Source organism: Bacillus sp. NPDC094106 (assembly GCF_044764345.1).
Lineage (GTDB): Bacteria > Bacillota > Bacilli > Bacillales > Bacillaceae_G > Bacillus_A.
On record NZ_JBIWHY010000001.1, the window covers coordinates 157572 to 171681 of the forward strand.

Sequence of the window (14110 nt, forward strand, 5' to 3'; positions counted from 1 at the left end):
ACACAGTTTAAGGTTTCTTAACAATTAGATACTTAGAGTTTGTCCTTTCAGCAACAACGAATTAAACTGATTTTTTAATATTCAGTCAATCAATCTTAGATTTTAGAATTTTGTTTTCAAAATCCGAGATTGATTGACTTATAATATACGAAAGCTCTAGCCTAGCCGACCATGATTGTACAGGATCAATTATATTGTCTTTATTGAGTTTATTTATATACTTTAAACCTTCTACTTCAATATAATCAATATCAAAGTCTGTCAATCTATTAATAATCATCGGCCATTCTGCATCTGTCATTTTCCAACTAGAATATTTTATTATGTAGTCCATCGAGCGTTTTGACAATACACACGAACCAGCTGTAATATCAACATCTCTTCCTAATTGTAACGACATAATTTTATTTGATATTGACTCCGTAACTTTCCATTCTTCAGGGTGTGTATGAAAAGCATTCTGTGTCCGCCCAATTATTAAGTAATCTACATCAGCTATGTTTTTTATCAAGGTATCCAATTCATCTGGAAACTCAATAATCCACGTCAATAGACGATCAAAGTCACAGTAATGATAATAATCATGACTATAATTATTAACAAATTTTAATGATTCTCGTCGAGCATTTGCTGCTCCTGATTTTTCAATAATGCTTATATTAAAATTACATTGTTTTAATTCACTAACAACTTCCTCTGGAGTTAAATCACTGATTGTTATATATTTTTGATTGTAGTTCAGCTTTATTAATTCATCCTTTAACTCTCGTATAATTGGCAGCAAGCTACCTGATGGGTCATGGGTAATACATGTTAATACAACTTGCTTCTCTGAGTGCATTATTTAACACCCCAATCATTTACTAATAGTGCCAATTTACACACGTTGTTAATAATTTTTTGGTTTTCCTCAAGTTCTTCTAAGCACATTCTAGGCTTCGTACCTAAAAAAATGTTAAGAAATCCCTCTATCTCTTTTGAATAAACAAATAATTCTCTTGTATTTTCACCTATTAGTGACCTAATATTCATATGATGAACCACTCCTTTTATTCTCACCGTATATGATGTCCTTGGAGGTAAATTTCGGCATACTAAGATTTTTTATATAACCCATTTTTCTACTCTAAATCCTTGTTATTCTAGAAATTCATGTATCATTTTCACCTGAAAGTAAATAATATTCAGTGAATTATTTGTAGACAAGAATAAAACTTGTTGGTACACCTGTTGCAGGTAATAATTCTTCTACTCTATCCTCTGGTTCCCTAGTGGGTCATTTCCACTTTAACTATATCTGGCATCACAGGATTAATTAAAACATAACCATTGTTATTAATATTATTCACCTCTCTTATTACTAGTATACTCTCCTACCGTTCTTGAATTCTAGTCTTTATACGTCAGAGAGAAGGCTACTCCTTTTAATTTTTATAACACGTAATTGCAAACTTTTGCGAGCTGCAATGAAATTGGAATATATTGTTAGAATCATAGGGAAAGGAGTGTAAATATGGACAATAAATACATCTCTATAATTAAGTTTAAGCAAACCCCATACGGTAGTAATCACTGGATTGGATACAGCCCCAAACTAATTAGGAGTGTCAACTATGAGACAAAAAACTGACACCATGTCACCCTCTGTATTTAGTGGACAGCCGAGTTGGACCGTGTGGGTGACCTATGGATGGCGTTTTTTTCAGTGGATACTTCTTTAAACTTTTGGCATAAATGATAATATAAAATGGTTATTTCCTATGTTCCTCCATCCTCTTATAGTAATCAATCTTTTCTTCAATTTTCACCAAGTTATCCTTCAACTCTTTCATTTCGTTAAGGACTTTGTTTTGATGTATTTCTAACAATTCTCGTCTAGCGCTTATTGTAGGTTCACCTTGACTTCGTAAATCAGAAAAAAGTTTCATGTCAGTGACTGACATTCCTGTTACTCTTAAACGGATTAAGAAATTGATCCAAGAAATATCAGCTTCCGAATATTGACGATAACCATTGATATCTCGGCTCACCTCATTAAGTAACCCAATTTTTTCGTAGTAACGCAAAGTGTGCACAGTAAGTCCTGTTATTTTTGAAATTTGTTTAATAGTAAATATTTTCTCCATACATTTCATTATAACACAAAGAAAAGGGGTTGCTTTAGAGTGCACTCTAAGGTGTAACGTTTAATCAAGAGTTACTTTTTAATCAATTGATACTACGCAACATAGACGTACTAAATGATTGAAAAATTTAAATTGATAAATTCTTAGGAGGCAAATGCAATGAGTAATGAACGTTATCAGCGTGGCTGGCAAAAACTTATGGAAGTAGATGGAGAAGGTGGACAACGTGTTATAGATTCGCTAAAAGATATTGCTCCTGATCTCGGCAAATATGTTATTGAATTCGCTTTTGGTGATATCTATCATCGAGAAGGATTAGACCTCAAACAACGTCAATTGGTTACAATCGCATCACTAACTACACAGGGTGGCTGTGAACCACAACTTAATGTCCACATTAACGCGGCACTTAATGTTGGTCTCTCACCAGATGAGATAGTAGAAGCAATCATGCACTGCATCCCTTACACGGGATTTCCACGAGTCCTTAATGCAATCTTTGTGGCAAAACGAATTTTTGAAGAACGTAAGCTAAACTTAGGATAAAATATCATTGATGAATAAGTACACTCGAATCAATCACCTTATTTTTTATGATAGGAAAGAATGACGTTTTTGAATGACTCTTTCAATTTCAGATGAATTAAACCTCTTTTCCAAAGAACTACAACAATGTTTATCTCCTCTAACTCTTCAAGAACTAGCAAAAGAGGTTAGGTTTGTTAAATGAACTAGTAAATATTGTGCTCAAGAATTAGTAGCTCTTTGTGTATAGCTAAGTCAAAAAATCACGAGTACTTCATTAACACAATTATGTAGTAGTTTAGAGTCTTCGACAGGGGTTTTGATGACCCCTGAAGGACTCAATCAACGATTTAATTCTTCAGCTTTCAAGTTCCTTCAACATATATTCGCTTCCTTGCTTATTCAAAAGCTATATCCATCTCAGTGTTTTCTTTAGAAAACAGAAAAATTTAGTTGAATAGATTTTTTCTTATCTTTGGCTTGATGGCGATGTGGCGAGCCCCCTTTTAATCCAATCAATTTGATGTTGTTCATTTTATAATACACCGTACTAAAGAAGAGTTGTTTTTAATGCTTCCTCAAGCATTGTATTGAAATCATTATATGTTTCCATCACTGTACCAGATGGTTTATCAAGTTTTAGATAAGTACCGTCAGATAAGTTTTTACAAAACCATGCTATATCTGAATCACCAAGAAATAGATAGATCTTTTGCCACTCATTTTCATACCAAATCTCATTCGTGTCTATAAGTCCACAAATTTGTTCATCTCTTTCTGTCTCTAATAAAGAAGGATCAACTCCATAAATCACTAGCCCGTTAAAATCTAAACCATTTACAGTTTTAAGAAACTCTTCATATTCACTCGGTAAGTCAACATTAAAACTCTTTTTCACACGTTCTCTTAATTTCTGAACTTCAGTATCTGTTGCAGGTGTATTCAGTTTATCATTAAAGCTGTTCTCTATTTTTCCGATCTCTAAAATCAAATTTTTCCACATATAAAAACCTTCATTCTACATTTATTATGCTTGGGGATAGATTTTATATTTTACTGCTTTTATTGAATTCTTGTCTCGTAATGGTCTTAAATGATTGAAATTCTTTTTACTCCCCCCTTTATTTAATCATGTACCTGCAAACTTAAGAAATATATACCCTTCTTTGTCTTAAATATATATTCTTCAGAACTGCATGCATAATAACCCTCTGCATCTACTCGTACCCAATACACTTCGTATAATTCTTGTTCAAATTCAGTCAATAATAGTTCTATTATGTATTGTTTTGGTGTTAATCCATTCAACTCATAACCTTTTGGGACATTCCTAAACCAATATTCTATACCGTCAGGATATTCGCAAAAGAGAAATTTTTCTTTCCAGTCTTTTAGCTGTATTAGTTCAACGTTGTCTTCTTTAATGAAATCTTTTGTAAGTTTATAGATGTCGTCCTGTTTATTTGATGATAATAGAACTAATTCATAATAATTGCTCACCTGTCTAAATGCATTTATTTCTGCAAAATCTTGTAATATTTCATGTATTGTTTTCACTGCTCATCCTCCTTGATTTAAACAGTTCTCATTAGAATCTGATATTCATTATAAAGCAATCTATATTGAACAGTAACTTTAACTCCCTATGAACTTGAAACGTTTTTTATATTTTTTATAATAAAATACGGTGCGTGAAATTAAGGGGCTCTTTCAAAAAAAAAGAACCTACTTTTTATAGGTTCTCCTCTCTAATTAAGCTATATGATTGTATTTTGATAAAAACGGAATTCGTTTTGCTACCGCTGCATATATTTGAAAAATAATTTTTGCTAACGGTTCTAATTTACGTGTACTTTGTATGATTAAAGCACTTGTGATAAATGTAAGGAATGCTCCTCCGATTACATCTGCTGGATAATGAACACCTACATAAATACGTGATACACCTACTAATATAGCCCATACTAAAGCGATATATTTAAGTTTTTCTCCTCTTAAAAGGAATGTAAATGCAATTGAAAATACAAGTACAGAATGATCACTTACAAATGATGAATCTGCTGCGTGTGGTATCAATTGATGCACATCATGTGTTATAAATGGGCGTGGATGATAATATACCGCATGAATCAAAACATTTATTAGTAATGCGATACCCATTGAAAGGACACTATATAAAACTGTATATTGTTTTCCTAGTGCTATCTCTTTTTTTCCATTACTGAACCATAAAATAAGCATGAAAAGAATAGCCACATAAGGTGCACTATTTGTAATTGTAATCATCAACTTATCTAAAAGTGCTGATGATCCGGCGACATCATTAATCCATTGGAATACTGTGTAATTCATATTATTCTCTCCCTATTTCCATTCATTGCACTTAAAATAAAAGTACAAGTTCTATTGCTTTACACAGTATACAACATCAATATGAAAATGGTCTTAAACTTTTCTCATTTGTTTCTCATTTTAACAAGAAAATATATGACAAAACCTTAAGTATTTTTTATGAAAAAATATGTATAATACCTCAGAGCCTTTGAATGGCGCTATAAAATTGATATTTTTGGTCTTCATCATGTACAAATATTTCTAACAAAAGAATACGAAAAAAATTATTAAGAAATAAGATTTTATTCCGCGCAAAGGACTATATTTCCAAATTGTGCACCTTAATATTTTTATGTACTAAAAATATCGAAACAAATAAAATGATATTCAAGTACACCACAATCAAAAAAGCATGAAATACAATGTGTATCTCATGCTTTCATTTCATAAACGTGTACAAGGGAATGTTATTGTGACAACTGTACCTTCACTTTCCTTGCTCGTTAAATTGATGTTTCCCCCGTACTTTTCCACAAGACGCTTTGCAATTGAAAGACCAAGTCCATTTCCACCCTGTTTACGGCTTCTTGCTTTATCTACTCTATAAAAACGATTGAGTACATACGGTAAATCTGACTCAGGTATTCCAACGCCATGATCTATAATACGGATGATAATGTTTTTATTCTGCATATTCGTTTGAATACAAATATATTTATTATTTTCTTTTGTATATTTAACTGCATTATCCATAACGATAATCATAATTTGCTCTAAGTAAGATGATGGTATGGATACATATGCTTCTTCCGCTTGCATCTCTATATGAAACTGAAAATCAGTTTGAATAACTTTAAAGTTTTGGATCACTTGTTTTAATATGGTATTCACATGAACTGGTTCGGTAGCCAATGGATGTATTTGTTCAGAGTCCGCTCTAGATAGCTCTAATAATTCTGAGACCAATTTGTTTAATCTATCTACTTCTTTCAAGCTGGATTGAAGTGATTTATTGAGCACTTCTGGATCATTCTTCCCCCAACGATTTAGCATTGATAAATGTCCTTGAATAATCGTTAATGGCGTTCTAAGTTCATGTGATGCGTCTTCCACAAACTGTTTTTGCTGTATAAAAGATGTTTCCACATCATCCATCAATTCATTAAAAAGAATAGCTAATTTCGCCAGTTCATCACTATTTTCTCGTACAGGAACCCTTTCATTTAGCCCATTTTTTTTAATACGATTCATCGTATCTGTTATATTCTGGACACTAGATAGAAGTTTTTTAGCTATAATCGTTCCACCTAAAAAACTAAGTATGAGCCCACCGATACCTGCTACAACCATCACAACGAAAATCCCTTTTAGCAAATGATCAAATGATTCTAAGCTTGTTGCAATCTCGATAGTTCCTGTAAATCCCTTTGTCTGAATTGGTACACGCTCAATTAATATCCTGTCTTCTAAATATCTCTTTATATAAGATTCGGATTTCTTACTATATTTCGGTGACACCCACTTCGGATTAAAGTCATGAGAAACTGAAAGAATTGATTTTCCATCTTTGTCTATAATTCGAATCATTTGATGCTTATCGATCATATTATTGAGAAAATCCTTACTATCTTCAAAGGTTTTCTGTGAAAGTGTTTCATTTTTATCTTGAAAATATACTGCTATTTCTTTTATTTGTCTGTTCATTTGTTTTTGTTCGTAATCTACAGTCCATTGATTAATTACAACAAACTGCAAAAGACTATATAAAACAAATAAAACGAATAATAATGTAGTTGACCAAAGTGTTAACTTCCACTTTATTGGAAGATTACGGATGCGATGCATTATATTTTTAATCATCTCATTATATATCCAGCACCTCTAATAGTCTGGATATACTCCTCCTTATCTACACTGTGTAATTTATTTCGTAAATAACGAACATATACATCAACAATATTTGTTTCGACAATGGCATCGTAACCCCATACTTGCTCCAGTAAAATATCACGAGTAAGTACTCGATTGATATTTTTCATAAACGTAAGAAGTAGCTCAAACTCTTTATTTGTAAGTTCAATGCTCTCGTTGTCTTTTCTTAACGTTCTAGACTCAACATGTAACTGTAAATCTTTAAATGTCAGAAATGAGGACTGTTGTTGTTCTTCTTTTTGTTCACGTCTGAAAATAACTCGCATGCGTGCTAAAAGTTCTTCAATCGCAAATGGCTTTGGAATATAATCATCAGCTCCACTATCTAATCCTGTAACCCGATCCATAACACTATCGCGGGCTGTTAACATAATGATAGGCGTGTTTTTACTTGTCCGTAGTCTACGGCACACTTCGATTCCATTCAATCCTGGTAACATTAAATCGAGTAAGATAATGTCATAGTCCTTTTCAAGAGCTGCTTCCAATCCTTTTCTTCCATCAAACTGTACATCTACTTTATATCCTTCATACTTTAGTTCTAATTCTAAAAAATCAGCTAGACTTTCTTCATCTTCGATTATTAATACATAATGCAACAATAATTCCTCCTATACCATTAAATGAATAAGTAATCCTATACCAAATAGAACCGCGGCTATTTGATGTGTTTTTCGATAAACGATTAATTTCATTTTGTTCTTGGACTTACGCAATAGAATACCAACAAATCCAAGCAATGTTAAGCATATAAAAGCAAATATACCACTATATATTTGAATTATATGATGACTTCCTTTTATAAAAAAGTAAACTCCATGGGTAGTTGCAACAGATAATATAGCATATCCAATCAAAGTATGAAATTTTTTGACTAAAATATAAAATTCTTTCATCACTTTAAACCCATACAATTTATTTCTGTATAAAAATAGCCATATATGCCGTAAAAACCATAGTGATGCTGCTACGATTGCACCATACTCGCCAAGCGATCCAAGTTGTTTGTTTAAACCTTTTACATGCATTTGATCTCCGTACGTAAAATTTATAATTAACATGGAAATACTGAAGGCAATCACACAAATGCCTGTAATCTTTATTAATAAATAAAAAAATTGATTCTTAAGTATCTTCTCCATTTCGTTTTCTCCTCTCCTCTATTAAGAGTTATGTATTTAAAATTGTAACAAATGGAAGAGAAAATAAAATGAAAGAAAGATTAAAATGAAATGAGAAATCATACATGAAAAAATAAATAAAAAAGTATTATCCTTTTTCCTTATGTGTAATTTTTTGCGCTAATAAAATAGTACTTCGAATAAATGGAGCTTTTGCATTTGTGTAGGAAACCCGATCAAACGGATACTTTACAGCTAGTTCTTGCTTTAATTTTTTATATTCCTCACGTGCCCATTCGTTCTTCCTCAAAAAATCACGAAATAATAAATTATCATTCCATGCCTCACTGTTATACAGATAAACATGTAAATGATGCGTACCCGCTCTCCATCTTCCTTTTCTAAAAAAACGCCGCTCGGGAAATTTTTCATGAAATACATATTCGTACCCTAAGGTTCGCATGGGTTCTATCCAATGAGTAACGATCTTTAAATCTTCTACACCTATCATCATATCTATAAGAGGCTTTGCATCTAATCCTTCTACTGACGTACTTCCGATATGTTCAATCGCTAAGATGTCTTTTCTTAGTAATGAGATAAATTTCTCTTTCTCTTTAACAAATTCCTTATGCCAATTTGAATCGTATGGTTTAATTATGATTTCTTTATCCATCTTTTTCCTCCTCTATTCATAATATGTAACTGTTTTATCATAATGGAATCGTTCTTTTTATTTACTCAGACAGGAATTTCAATGCATATATCGAATATAGTCACGTTCAATCTAATTATAGTAAATAAGAGGTGTAAAATGAATGAAATTCCGGTCACAATTCATTTAGATAACGTCACTTTTCAACTGAAAGAATATCAAGATTTTGATTGGCTTGTTCGTTTAGGAAAAGTATTTACTGTATTTGATCAACAAGATTCAGGTAATATATCCTTTGGTATTGAAAAAGATGGACAGAAAAAATTTGTTAAATATGCAGGCGCAAAAACAACAGGATATACTGGAAATCCAGATGATGCCATTGCCAGGCTAAAGCAAGCGGTTGTTCTCTACGAAGAATTAAAACATGATCACCTTATTCAATTGAATGAACATTTCGAAGTAAAATATGGATATGTTGCCATCTTTAATTGGTTTAATGGAGAATCCCTTCATCCCTACTTGGAATTTCCACCACCAGTAAAATATAACGATCCCTTCTCTCCGTTTTACAGGCATAAACATTTATCAATTGAAGAGCGCCTCACCTCACTAGATTGTATCTTTTCTTTTCATGTTCATGTGGAACAAAAAAATTATGTAGCCATTGATTTTTATGATGGAAGCATTTTATATGATTTTGAAACAAATAAAACGAAAATTTGTGACATCGACCTCTATGCTAAAAAGCCATATGTTAACAAAATGGGCAGGCTTTGGGGCTCCTCGCGATTTATGTCCCCTGAAGAGTTTAAATTAGGCGCAGTAATAGATGAAAAAACAAATGTATTTAATATGGGCGCAATGACTTTCTCACTTCTAGGAGGAGAACTTGATCGCTCATTCTCAAAATGGAATGCTGGAAAGCCTTTATATGATGTAGCGTGCCATGCTATAGAAAATGATAGAAATAAGCGCTATGCATCCGTTGAAGAATTTTATCTAGCATGGGAAGCAGCACGCAGTGTTGGTATAAAATAAAGTTTAATCAAAAATATCGCATGAACCTGTATTTTACGGTAAATAAAAAGAAGCCATTTTGAAAAAAGATTGATCAAAATGGTTCTTTACCTATTAATTGATATAGCCATTTTTATCAAAAAATTCCCTGACTATATCAATCAACTTTTTGATAAGGTACTTCAACACCTTCATCGATAAATAATTGATTCACAACATCTACATAACTCATCGTATTGCGTACCCAATAATACGACTCATCTATTTTAAAAAGTGGTACAGACAACTGATGATCAAATGAAATCATAAATTGTATATCCTTTTCAATCGTAAATCTTGTGCCAAGTCCATCTGCTAATTCATATTGACCCATAATATCATCTGTATTAGTGAGCGGTAAAATTACTACATGTTTTGGTGCTTCTACAGCATACTGTATTCCCATGAAGCAATCCATAATTTCTTGCTCATATTGCGGAAATACTTCTTGATTCATCGTTAACACAATCACTTCTTCCGTTGATATATTAATAAAGGCTTGTGCTGAGCAACCAATCCAGCCACCTGTATGACCAACCCACTCATCTTGAATGATAAAACCATAACTATAATGCTCAGCGACTTCTGTTGGTGTTAACATCAATTGCACAATCTCTTTGCTAATGTACTGACCTTGCCAAAGTGCTTTTAAAAACTTCGCTACCTCTGTCACTGTTGCATAAATACCACCATCACCATATTCATCATTATGTTTTTCAATTGCTTGTAAATATGGGTCATCAATAGCCTTTTTATATTGTTGCTCCTCATAATCATACGTTTGACCTTGCGCCTCGCATTGCTTTGTAGGTTGTGTTGTCGTATGGATAAGATTTAATGGTTCTGCAATATATTGTTGTAAATATGTTTCATACGATAATCCGCTCACTTCCTCAATAATTTTCGCAAGCAAAACATAATTCGTATTACTATAAGACCAATGCTCATTCGGCGCATATTGTGGTAGCACCATTTCGATAAATGTTTCAACACCTATTGTTACATCTTCTGCGATATACTCTGGAATACCAGATGTGTGTGTAAGTAATTGTGCAACTGTCACCCCTGTAAAATGCGGTACGTTAAACCAATTTGTAATTTTATCTTCTAACTGTAGCTGTCCTTTTTCGATTAGCTGGAACGTCATTGCCGCTGTATACATTTTACTTAATGATGCTAGATTAAATTGTGTATTTTCCGTAATAAGATGCTGCTTTTTGATTTCTTGATAACCATGATAATACTGCTTGATTTGTCCATTTTTTTCATGATACACAGCACCATTAAATGCAATATTTTTAAGTAGATCTTTCATTTGTTAACCCCTTAAATAAATTAGACATCTAACATATTGAACATGAAGAAATTTTTATAATTCCTTCATCACAATCTCCCTTAATTTTTCAACAATGCGTTCTAATTCGTCTACCTCTTTTGATGAAAGTTTGCTGTAAATTTTATCTGCGATTTGCTGTTCTACATAATCTTGCTTCGAAAAATACTCCATTCCTTTTTCATCTAACGTTATAAATACTTCGCGTCGATTTTGTGGATTCATTTCTCGCTTGATATATTGATTCTTTTCTAATTTCGCAATCAATTGGCTAACTGCACTAGAGCTAATATTCATTTCAATCGCAATTTCACCAACCGTAATGCGTTTTGCTAAGTACACAATATCTAATACAACCGCTTGTTGTGTTGTAATGCCACTATTTAAATATTGCTTATAATGTTTAAAGATCAGACGGTTTATTGTATATTCAGCTTCATTAATACGCTTAACTTGTTCATATAAAGACAAAAAATCACCCGCTAACATATTAGATATCTAACATGTTAGCGGGTGATTTATAAAACGTCAATCTTTACTTTAAAAAAGTTGGATTATTCTCTTTCTATGCTGCTCTACAATCTAGCTCTTTTCGTTGGAAATATGGCAAATTTTATAAAATCAGACATAAATCATTTTGAAAGAAGGTTATATATGTATAATCCCCAACAAAAAAGGAGCGTGATAGCTCCTTTTTGTTCACTCATATTCGTACTAAAAAGTACCTTGCATGGTTTTTCTTTTACACATTTTGTGAAGGTTAATTAAGAATTAATACCCTCCGCCCCAGCAGCTACATCCAACGATAATCAGTAGAATAAATAATACAACTAATAAAGCAAAGCCTCCACCAAAACCACAAGAACCACCGAAACCCATATTTTCTCCTCCTTTTAGTTTAAAAATGAATAGGGTTAATCATTTTAACGTGTTCGTATTATACAGTATGTTTATATGTCTTTTTTGAGCGTGTCTACATGAAATTAAAAAAGACACTCATTTGAGTGCCTATGCGAACTGTACATAATATAACTTAAAAAACTTTACAATTGAATTCGTCATATAGTAATCCCTCATTGACTGAAACACACCTAGCCCTATAATTTTGTTATGAGAACTTTACTACAATTATAGATATTACTTCTCAAATTTAGTTCTCTACACCATAAATTTTTTCAAGCTTAGCTTGAATTGCTTTTTCAATTTTATTGGCATATTCTTGAAATACATCTTTATAATGAGCATATGGGGACAATGCACAAGCACGTAGCACTGTAATTTTCCCTTCCTTATTCCATTCGCTTTCACTAAATCCAAGACTTTTCACAAATGGCAACGGACTATTACCATAGTCTAGGAAGGCAAAATCTGTATGAGATGTCAGAAATTCATTGTTATATAAATGTCCTTGGACATAAGAAGCTTGACCAAAAAAATCATGGTTTAGTTTGTTCATTTTTCCTAAATCCGTATTACCCTCTTCATTAAATACGTAGTCAACCATATTAAAATCTGGTTTAGTTAATGGATAAACATAAATGGTCTTATCTCCAACTTTAAATTTTTTATCTTTTAAAAAATGATAAAAAAGATATGCACCTTCAATACTTGCTCCAAGTAATTTGCCATATCCAGTTACATTTAATGGTAAAACCTTATGGGCCGTCCAAACTGCAGCTGCAGTTGCTCCTGCTTTAGATCCTTCGAGAATATATGCTCCAAGTAATGCAGGAATATCTGCTCCTTTTTCAAACACATATGTTGCAAAGTATGAAATTACGTCCCGCATTCTAATATCTTTTACAACAATACCACCAGCAGAATAAGGGATATACCCCATTTTGTGTGGATCAATTGTTATTGTTTCAACTTGATTCATTGCTTTAAATGAATTATAAATATCTTTTGATAACCATTCATTGTTTTCAGTAAAAATGTTATATTTCTTATATATTTTATCGATTTTGTCATACTCAATAAATGTATTGTTTTCATCTAAAAAAATAGAACGAGCATATCCACCATAAGCAGCATCTATATGAATATAGAAGTAAATGCCTTCTTTTATTAATTTTTCTCGTAATGTAACAATTTTATCAATACGATCTACTTGCCCTTCTTCTGTTGTACCAATAACACCTACCACACCAAGAATTGGTATTTTTTCTGCAGTCAATTCCCGAATTTTTTCTTCGAGTTTATCAATGTTCATGCGATAATGATGATCAACTTCAATTGCTTCTACACAATCAAGACCGATGCCAATAATATCTGCTGCTTTTAGCCAAGAATAGTGCTTTGTTTGCGGAATTAACCATCTACCTAATTTTTGTAAATGATGGCCACTACGTGCGGAGTGCGCTTTGATTTCATCAATTTTTTCAGGAATTTGATTTAACATATCTAAAATTTCTTCTGTAGACATATTTAATAATTCCCATTCCGTTTTCCCTTCAACAAATTTAGGAGCGACTTCTTTAACAGCTAAAGGAAGAGACTTCATGTTTCTTGCATACCAAAGACCCTCTAGATTGGCAATGGAACCATCTGCACAAATATGTCCCCAGCTTTTTTCTTTTTTATAACCCATAAGTGCAGCAAATTCATGGCCGACCTCCTCTTCCATTTGAGAAGTGCCTGGGGAAGATTCATATGCCACATTGTTCCCATTCCATAACATTGCAGCTGTATATGCAATAATAGCTGGCATAAGTGTTTCAGAATTCATATGCCCCCAAAACCTTCCGGCCGAATGCCACGGTAATGAATTTGTCCGAAGTTTTGAAGACAATACATTCATGACACTTCGGATATGGTCTGCTGTTTCCTGAAAACTTTTTGAACTTTTATCTTGAGGAGTAATAACTGGTAAATCTTGTGGTTGGTAATTTTGACGCCAACCAACATGTTCATCTACCATTTTGATTAATAACTCCTTAAATAAGTCAGCATTTTCACCCTTATCACCTAAGAATAATGCTTTTAAATTTATATCTGGCATTTCATATTTCATCTTTCATTTCCT

General features: G+C 32.5%; 16 protein-coding genes and 1 pseudogene. 3 read left to right on the forward strand and 14 right to left on the reverse strand.

Features of this window, described 5'->3' with window-relative positions:
* Nucleotides 1–85: 85 nt before the first annotated feature.
* The 3 genes from ACIQ7L_RS00895 to ACIQ7L_RS00905 all read right to left on the reverse strand — a co-directional run bounded on the left by ACIQ7L_RS00895 (nt 86) and on the right by ACIQ7L_RS00905 (nt 2126).
* The gene (locus ACIQ7L_RS00895) at nt 86–841 is read right to left on the reverse strand and encodes a hypothetical protein (protein ID WP_400565589.1); all 756 of its coding nucleotides are present in this window, start codon (nt 839–841) and stop codon (nt 86–88) included.
* Complete coding sequence (locus ACIQ7L_RS00900) at nt 841–1032, reverse strand: hypothetical protein (RefSeq protein ID WP_400565591.1); 192 nt, start codon at nt 1030–1032, stop codon at nt 841–843. Before ACIQ7L_RS00900 ends, ACIQ7L_RS00895 begins: the two co-directional genes overlap by 1 nt.
* Nucleotides 1033–1751: 719 nt before the next feature.
* Nucleotides 1752–2126 carry a MerR family transcriptional regulator gene (locus ACIQ7L_RS00905; RefSeq protein WP_400566314.1) on the reverse strand — a complete coding sequence of 125 codons (375 nt, stop codon included), beginning with the start codon at nt 2124–2126 and terminating at the stop codon, nt 1752–1754.
* Nucleotides 2127–2285: 159 nt separating this feature from the next.
* Here ACIQ7L_RS00905 and ACIQ7L_RS00910 point away from each other — a divergent pair, with 159 nt between their 5' ends.
* Nucleotides 2286–2672, forward strand: coding sequence for a carboxymuconolactone decarboxylase family protein (locus ACIQ7L_RS00910; protein ID WP_400565594.1), 387 nt, complete (start codon nt 2286–2288; stop codon nt 2670–2672).
* 73 nt (nt 2673–2745) lie between these two features.
* A pseudogene (locus ACIQ7L_RS00915) lies at nt 2746–3072 on the forward strand (IS4 family transposase); the annotation flags it as partial.
* A gap of 129 nt (nt 3073–3201) precedes the next feature.
* On the opposite strand, the gene ACIQ7L_RS00920 reads toward ACIQ7L_RS00915, so the two are convergent.
* The 7 genes from ACIQ7L_RS00920 to ACIQ7L_RS00950 all read right to left on the reverse strand — a co-directional run bounded on the left by ACIQ7L_RS00920 (nt 3202) and on the right by ACIQ7L_RS00950 (nt 8714).
* The gene (locus tag ACIQ7L_RS00920) at nt 3202–3654 is read right to left on the reverse strand and encodes a YrhA family protein (RefSeq protein WP_400565596.1); all 453 of its coding nucleotides are present in this window, start codon (nt 3652–3654) and stop codon (nt 3202–3204) included.
* 122 nt (nt 3655–3776) lie between these two features.
* A complete protein-coding gene (locus tag ACIQ7L_RS00925) occupies nt 3777–4208 on the reverse strand; it encodes a hypothetical protein (RefSeq protein WP_400565598.1) in 432 nt (143 codons plus the stop codon).
* A 195-nt stretch (nt 4209–4403) separates the two neighbouring features.
* Nucleotides 4404–5003: an undecaprenyl-diphosphatase gene (locus ACIQ7L_RS00930; protein ID WP_400565600.1), complete on the reverse strand. Its 600-nt coding sequence runs from the start codon at nt 5001–5003 to the stop codon at nt 4404–4406.
* Nucleotides 5004–5429: 426 nt separating this feature from the next.
* Nucleotides 5430–6845 (reverse strand): HAMP domain-containing sensor histidine kinase, encoded by a 1416-nt coding sequence (locus tag ACIQ7L_RS00935; RefSeq protein ID WP_400565602.1) that lies wholly within the window; start codon nt 6843–6845, stop codon nt 5430–5432.
* The gene (locus ACIQ7L_RS00940) at nt 6842–7516 is read right to left on the reverse strand and encodes a response regulator transcription factor (RefSeq protein WP_097897547.1); all 675 of its coding nucleotides are present in this window, start codon (nt 7514–7516) and stop codon (nt 6842–6844) included. Before ACIQ7L_RS00940 ends, ACIQ7L_RS00935 begins: the two co-directional genes overlap by 4 nt.
* A 12-nt stretch (nt 7517–7528) precedes the next feature.
* Nucleotides 7529–8059 carry a hypothetical protein gene (locus ACIQ7L_RS00945; protein ID WP_400565605.1) on the reverse strand — a complete coding sequence of 177 codons (531 nt, stop codon included), beginning with the start codon at nt 8057–8059 and terminating at the stop codon, nt 7529–7531.
* Nucleotides 8060–8186: 127 nt separating this feature from the next.
* Nucleotides 8187–8714 (reverse strand): GrpB family protein, encoded by a 528-nt coding sequence (locus ACIQ7L_RS00950; RefSeq protein ID WP_400565607.1) that lies wholly within the window; start codon nt 8712–8714, stop codon nt 8187–8189.
* Nucleotides 8715–8852: 138 nt separating this feature from the next.
* Between ACIQ7L_RS00950 and ACIQ7L_RS00955 the strand changes: the two genes are divergently transcribed.
* On the forward strand, nt 8853–9734 hold the full coding sequence (locus ACIQ7L_RS00955; protein ID WP_400565609.1) for a protein kinase domain-containing protein: 882 nt from the start codon (nt 8853–8855) through the stop codon (nt 9732–9734).
* Nucleotides 9735–9870: 136 nt separating this feature from the next.
* Here ACIQ7L_RS00955 and ACIQ7L_RS00960 read toward each other — a convergent pair whose 3' ends face one another.
* From ACIQ7L_RS00960 to tdc, 4 genes are all read right to left on the reverse strand, one after another.
* Complete coding sequence (locus tag ACIQ7L_RS00960; RefSeq protein WP_400565611.1) at nt 9871–11067, reverse strand: serine hydrolase domain-containing protein; 1197 nt, start codon at nt 11065–11067, stop codon at nt 9871–9873.
* Nucleotides 11068–11121: 54 nt separating this feature from the next.
* Nucleotides 11122–11556, reverse strand: a complete 435-nt coding sequence (locus ACIQ7L_RS00965) for a MarR family winged helix-turn-helix transcriptional regulator (RefSeq protein WP_400565615.1) — start codon at nt 11554–11556, stop codon at nt 11122–11124.
* Between the two features lie 300 nt (nt 11557–11856).
* A complete protein-coding gene (locus ACIQ7L_RS00970; RefSeq protein ID WP_097897552.1) occupies nt 11857–11964 on the reverse strand; it encodes a YjcZ family sporulation protein in 108 nt (35 codons plus the stop codon).
* A gap of 271 nt (nt 11965–12235) precedes the next feature.
* Nucleotides 12236–14098, reverse strand: coding sequence for a tyrosine decarboxylase (tdc, locus tag ACIQ7L_RS00975; RefSeq protein ID WP_400565618.1), 1863 nt, complete (start codon nt 14096–14098; stop codon nt 12236–12238).
* Nucleotides 14099–14110 lie beyond the last annotated feature (12 nt).

Coding starts and splice junctions, on each gene's coding strand:
- ACIQ7L_RS00895 (WP_400565589.1), bottom strand. CDS start 841: ATGCACTCAGAGAAGCAAGTTGTATTAACATGTATTACCCATGACCCA.
- ACIQ7L_RS00900 (WP_400565591.1), bottom strand. CDS start 1,032: ATGAATATTAGGTCACTAATAGGTGAAAATACAAGAGAATTATTTGTT.
- ACIQ7L_RS00905 (WP_400566314.1), bottom strand. CDS start 2,126: ATGGAGAAAATATTTACTATTAAACAAATTTCAAAAATAACAGGACTT.
- ACIQ7L_RS00910 (WP_400565594.1), top strand. CDS start 2,286: ATGAGTAATGAACGTTATCAGCGTGGCTGGCAAAAACTTATGGAAGTA.
- ACIQ7L_RS00920 (WP_400565596.1), bottom strand. CDS start 3,654: ATGTGGAAAAATTTGATTTTAGAGATCGGAAAAATAGAGAACAGCTTT.
- ACIQ7L_RS00930 (WP_400565600.1), bottom strand. CDS start 5,003: ATGAATTACACAGTATTCCAATGGATTAATGATGTCGCCGGATCATCA.
- ACIQ7L_RS00935 (WP_400565602.1), bottom strand. CDS start 6,845: ATGATTAAAAATATAATGCATCGCATCCGTAATCTTCCAATAAAGTGG.
- ACIQ7L_RS00945 (WP_400565605.1), bottom strand. CDS start 8,059: ATGGAGAAGATACTTAAGAATCAATTTTTTTATTTATTAATAAAGATT.
- ACIQ7L_RS00950 (WP_400565607.1), bottom strand. CDS start 8,714: ATGGATAAAGAAATCATAATTAAACCATACGATTCAAATTGGCATAAG.
- ACIQ7L_RS00955 (WP_400565609.1), top strand. CDS start 8,853: ATGAATGAAATTCCGGTCACAATTCATTTAGATAACGTCACTTTTCAA.
- ACIQ7L_RS00960 (WP_400565611.1), bottom strand. CDS start 11,067: ATGAAAGATCTACTTAAAAATATTGCATTTAATGGTGCTGTGTATCAT.
- ACIQ7L_RS00970 (WP_097897552.1), bottom strand. CDS start 11,964: ATGGGTTTCGGTGGTTCTTGTGGTTTTGGTGGAGGCTTTGCTTTATTA.
- tdc (WP_400565618.1), bottom strand. CDS start 14,098: ATGAAATATGAAATGCCAGATATAAATTTAAAAGCATTATTCTTAGGT.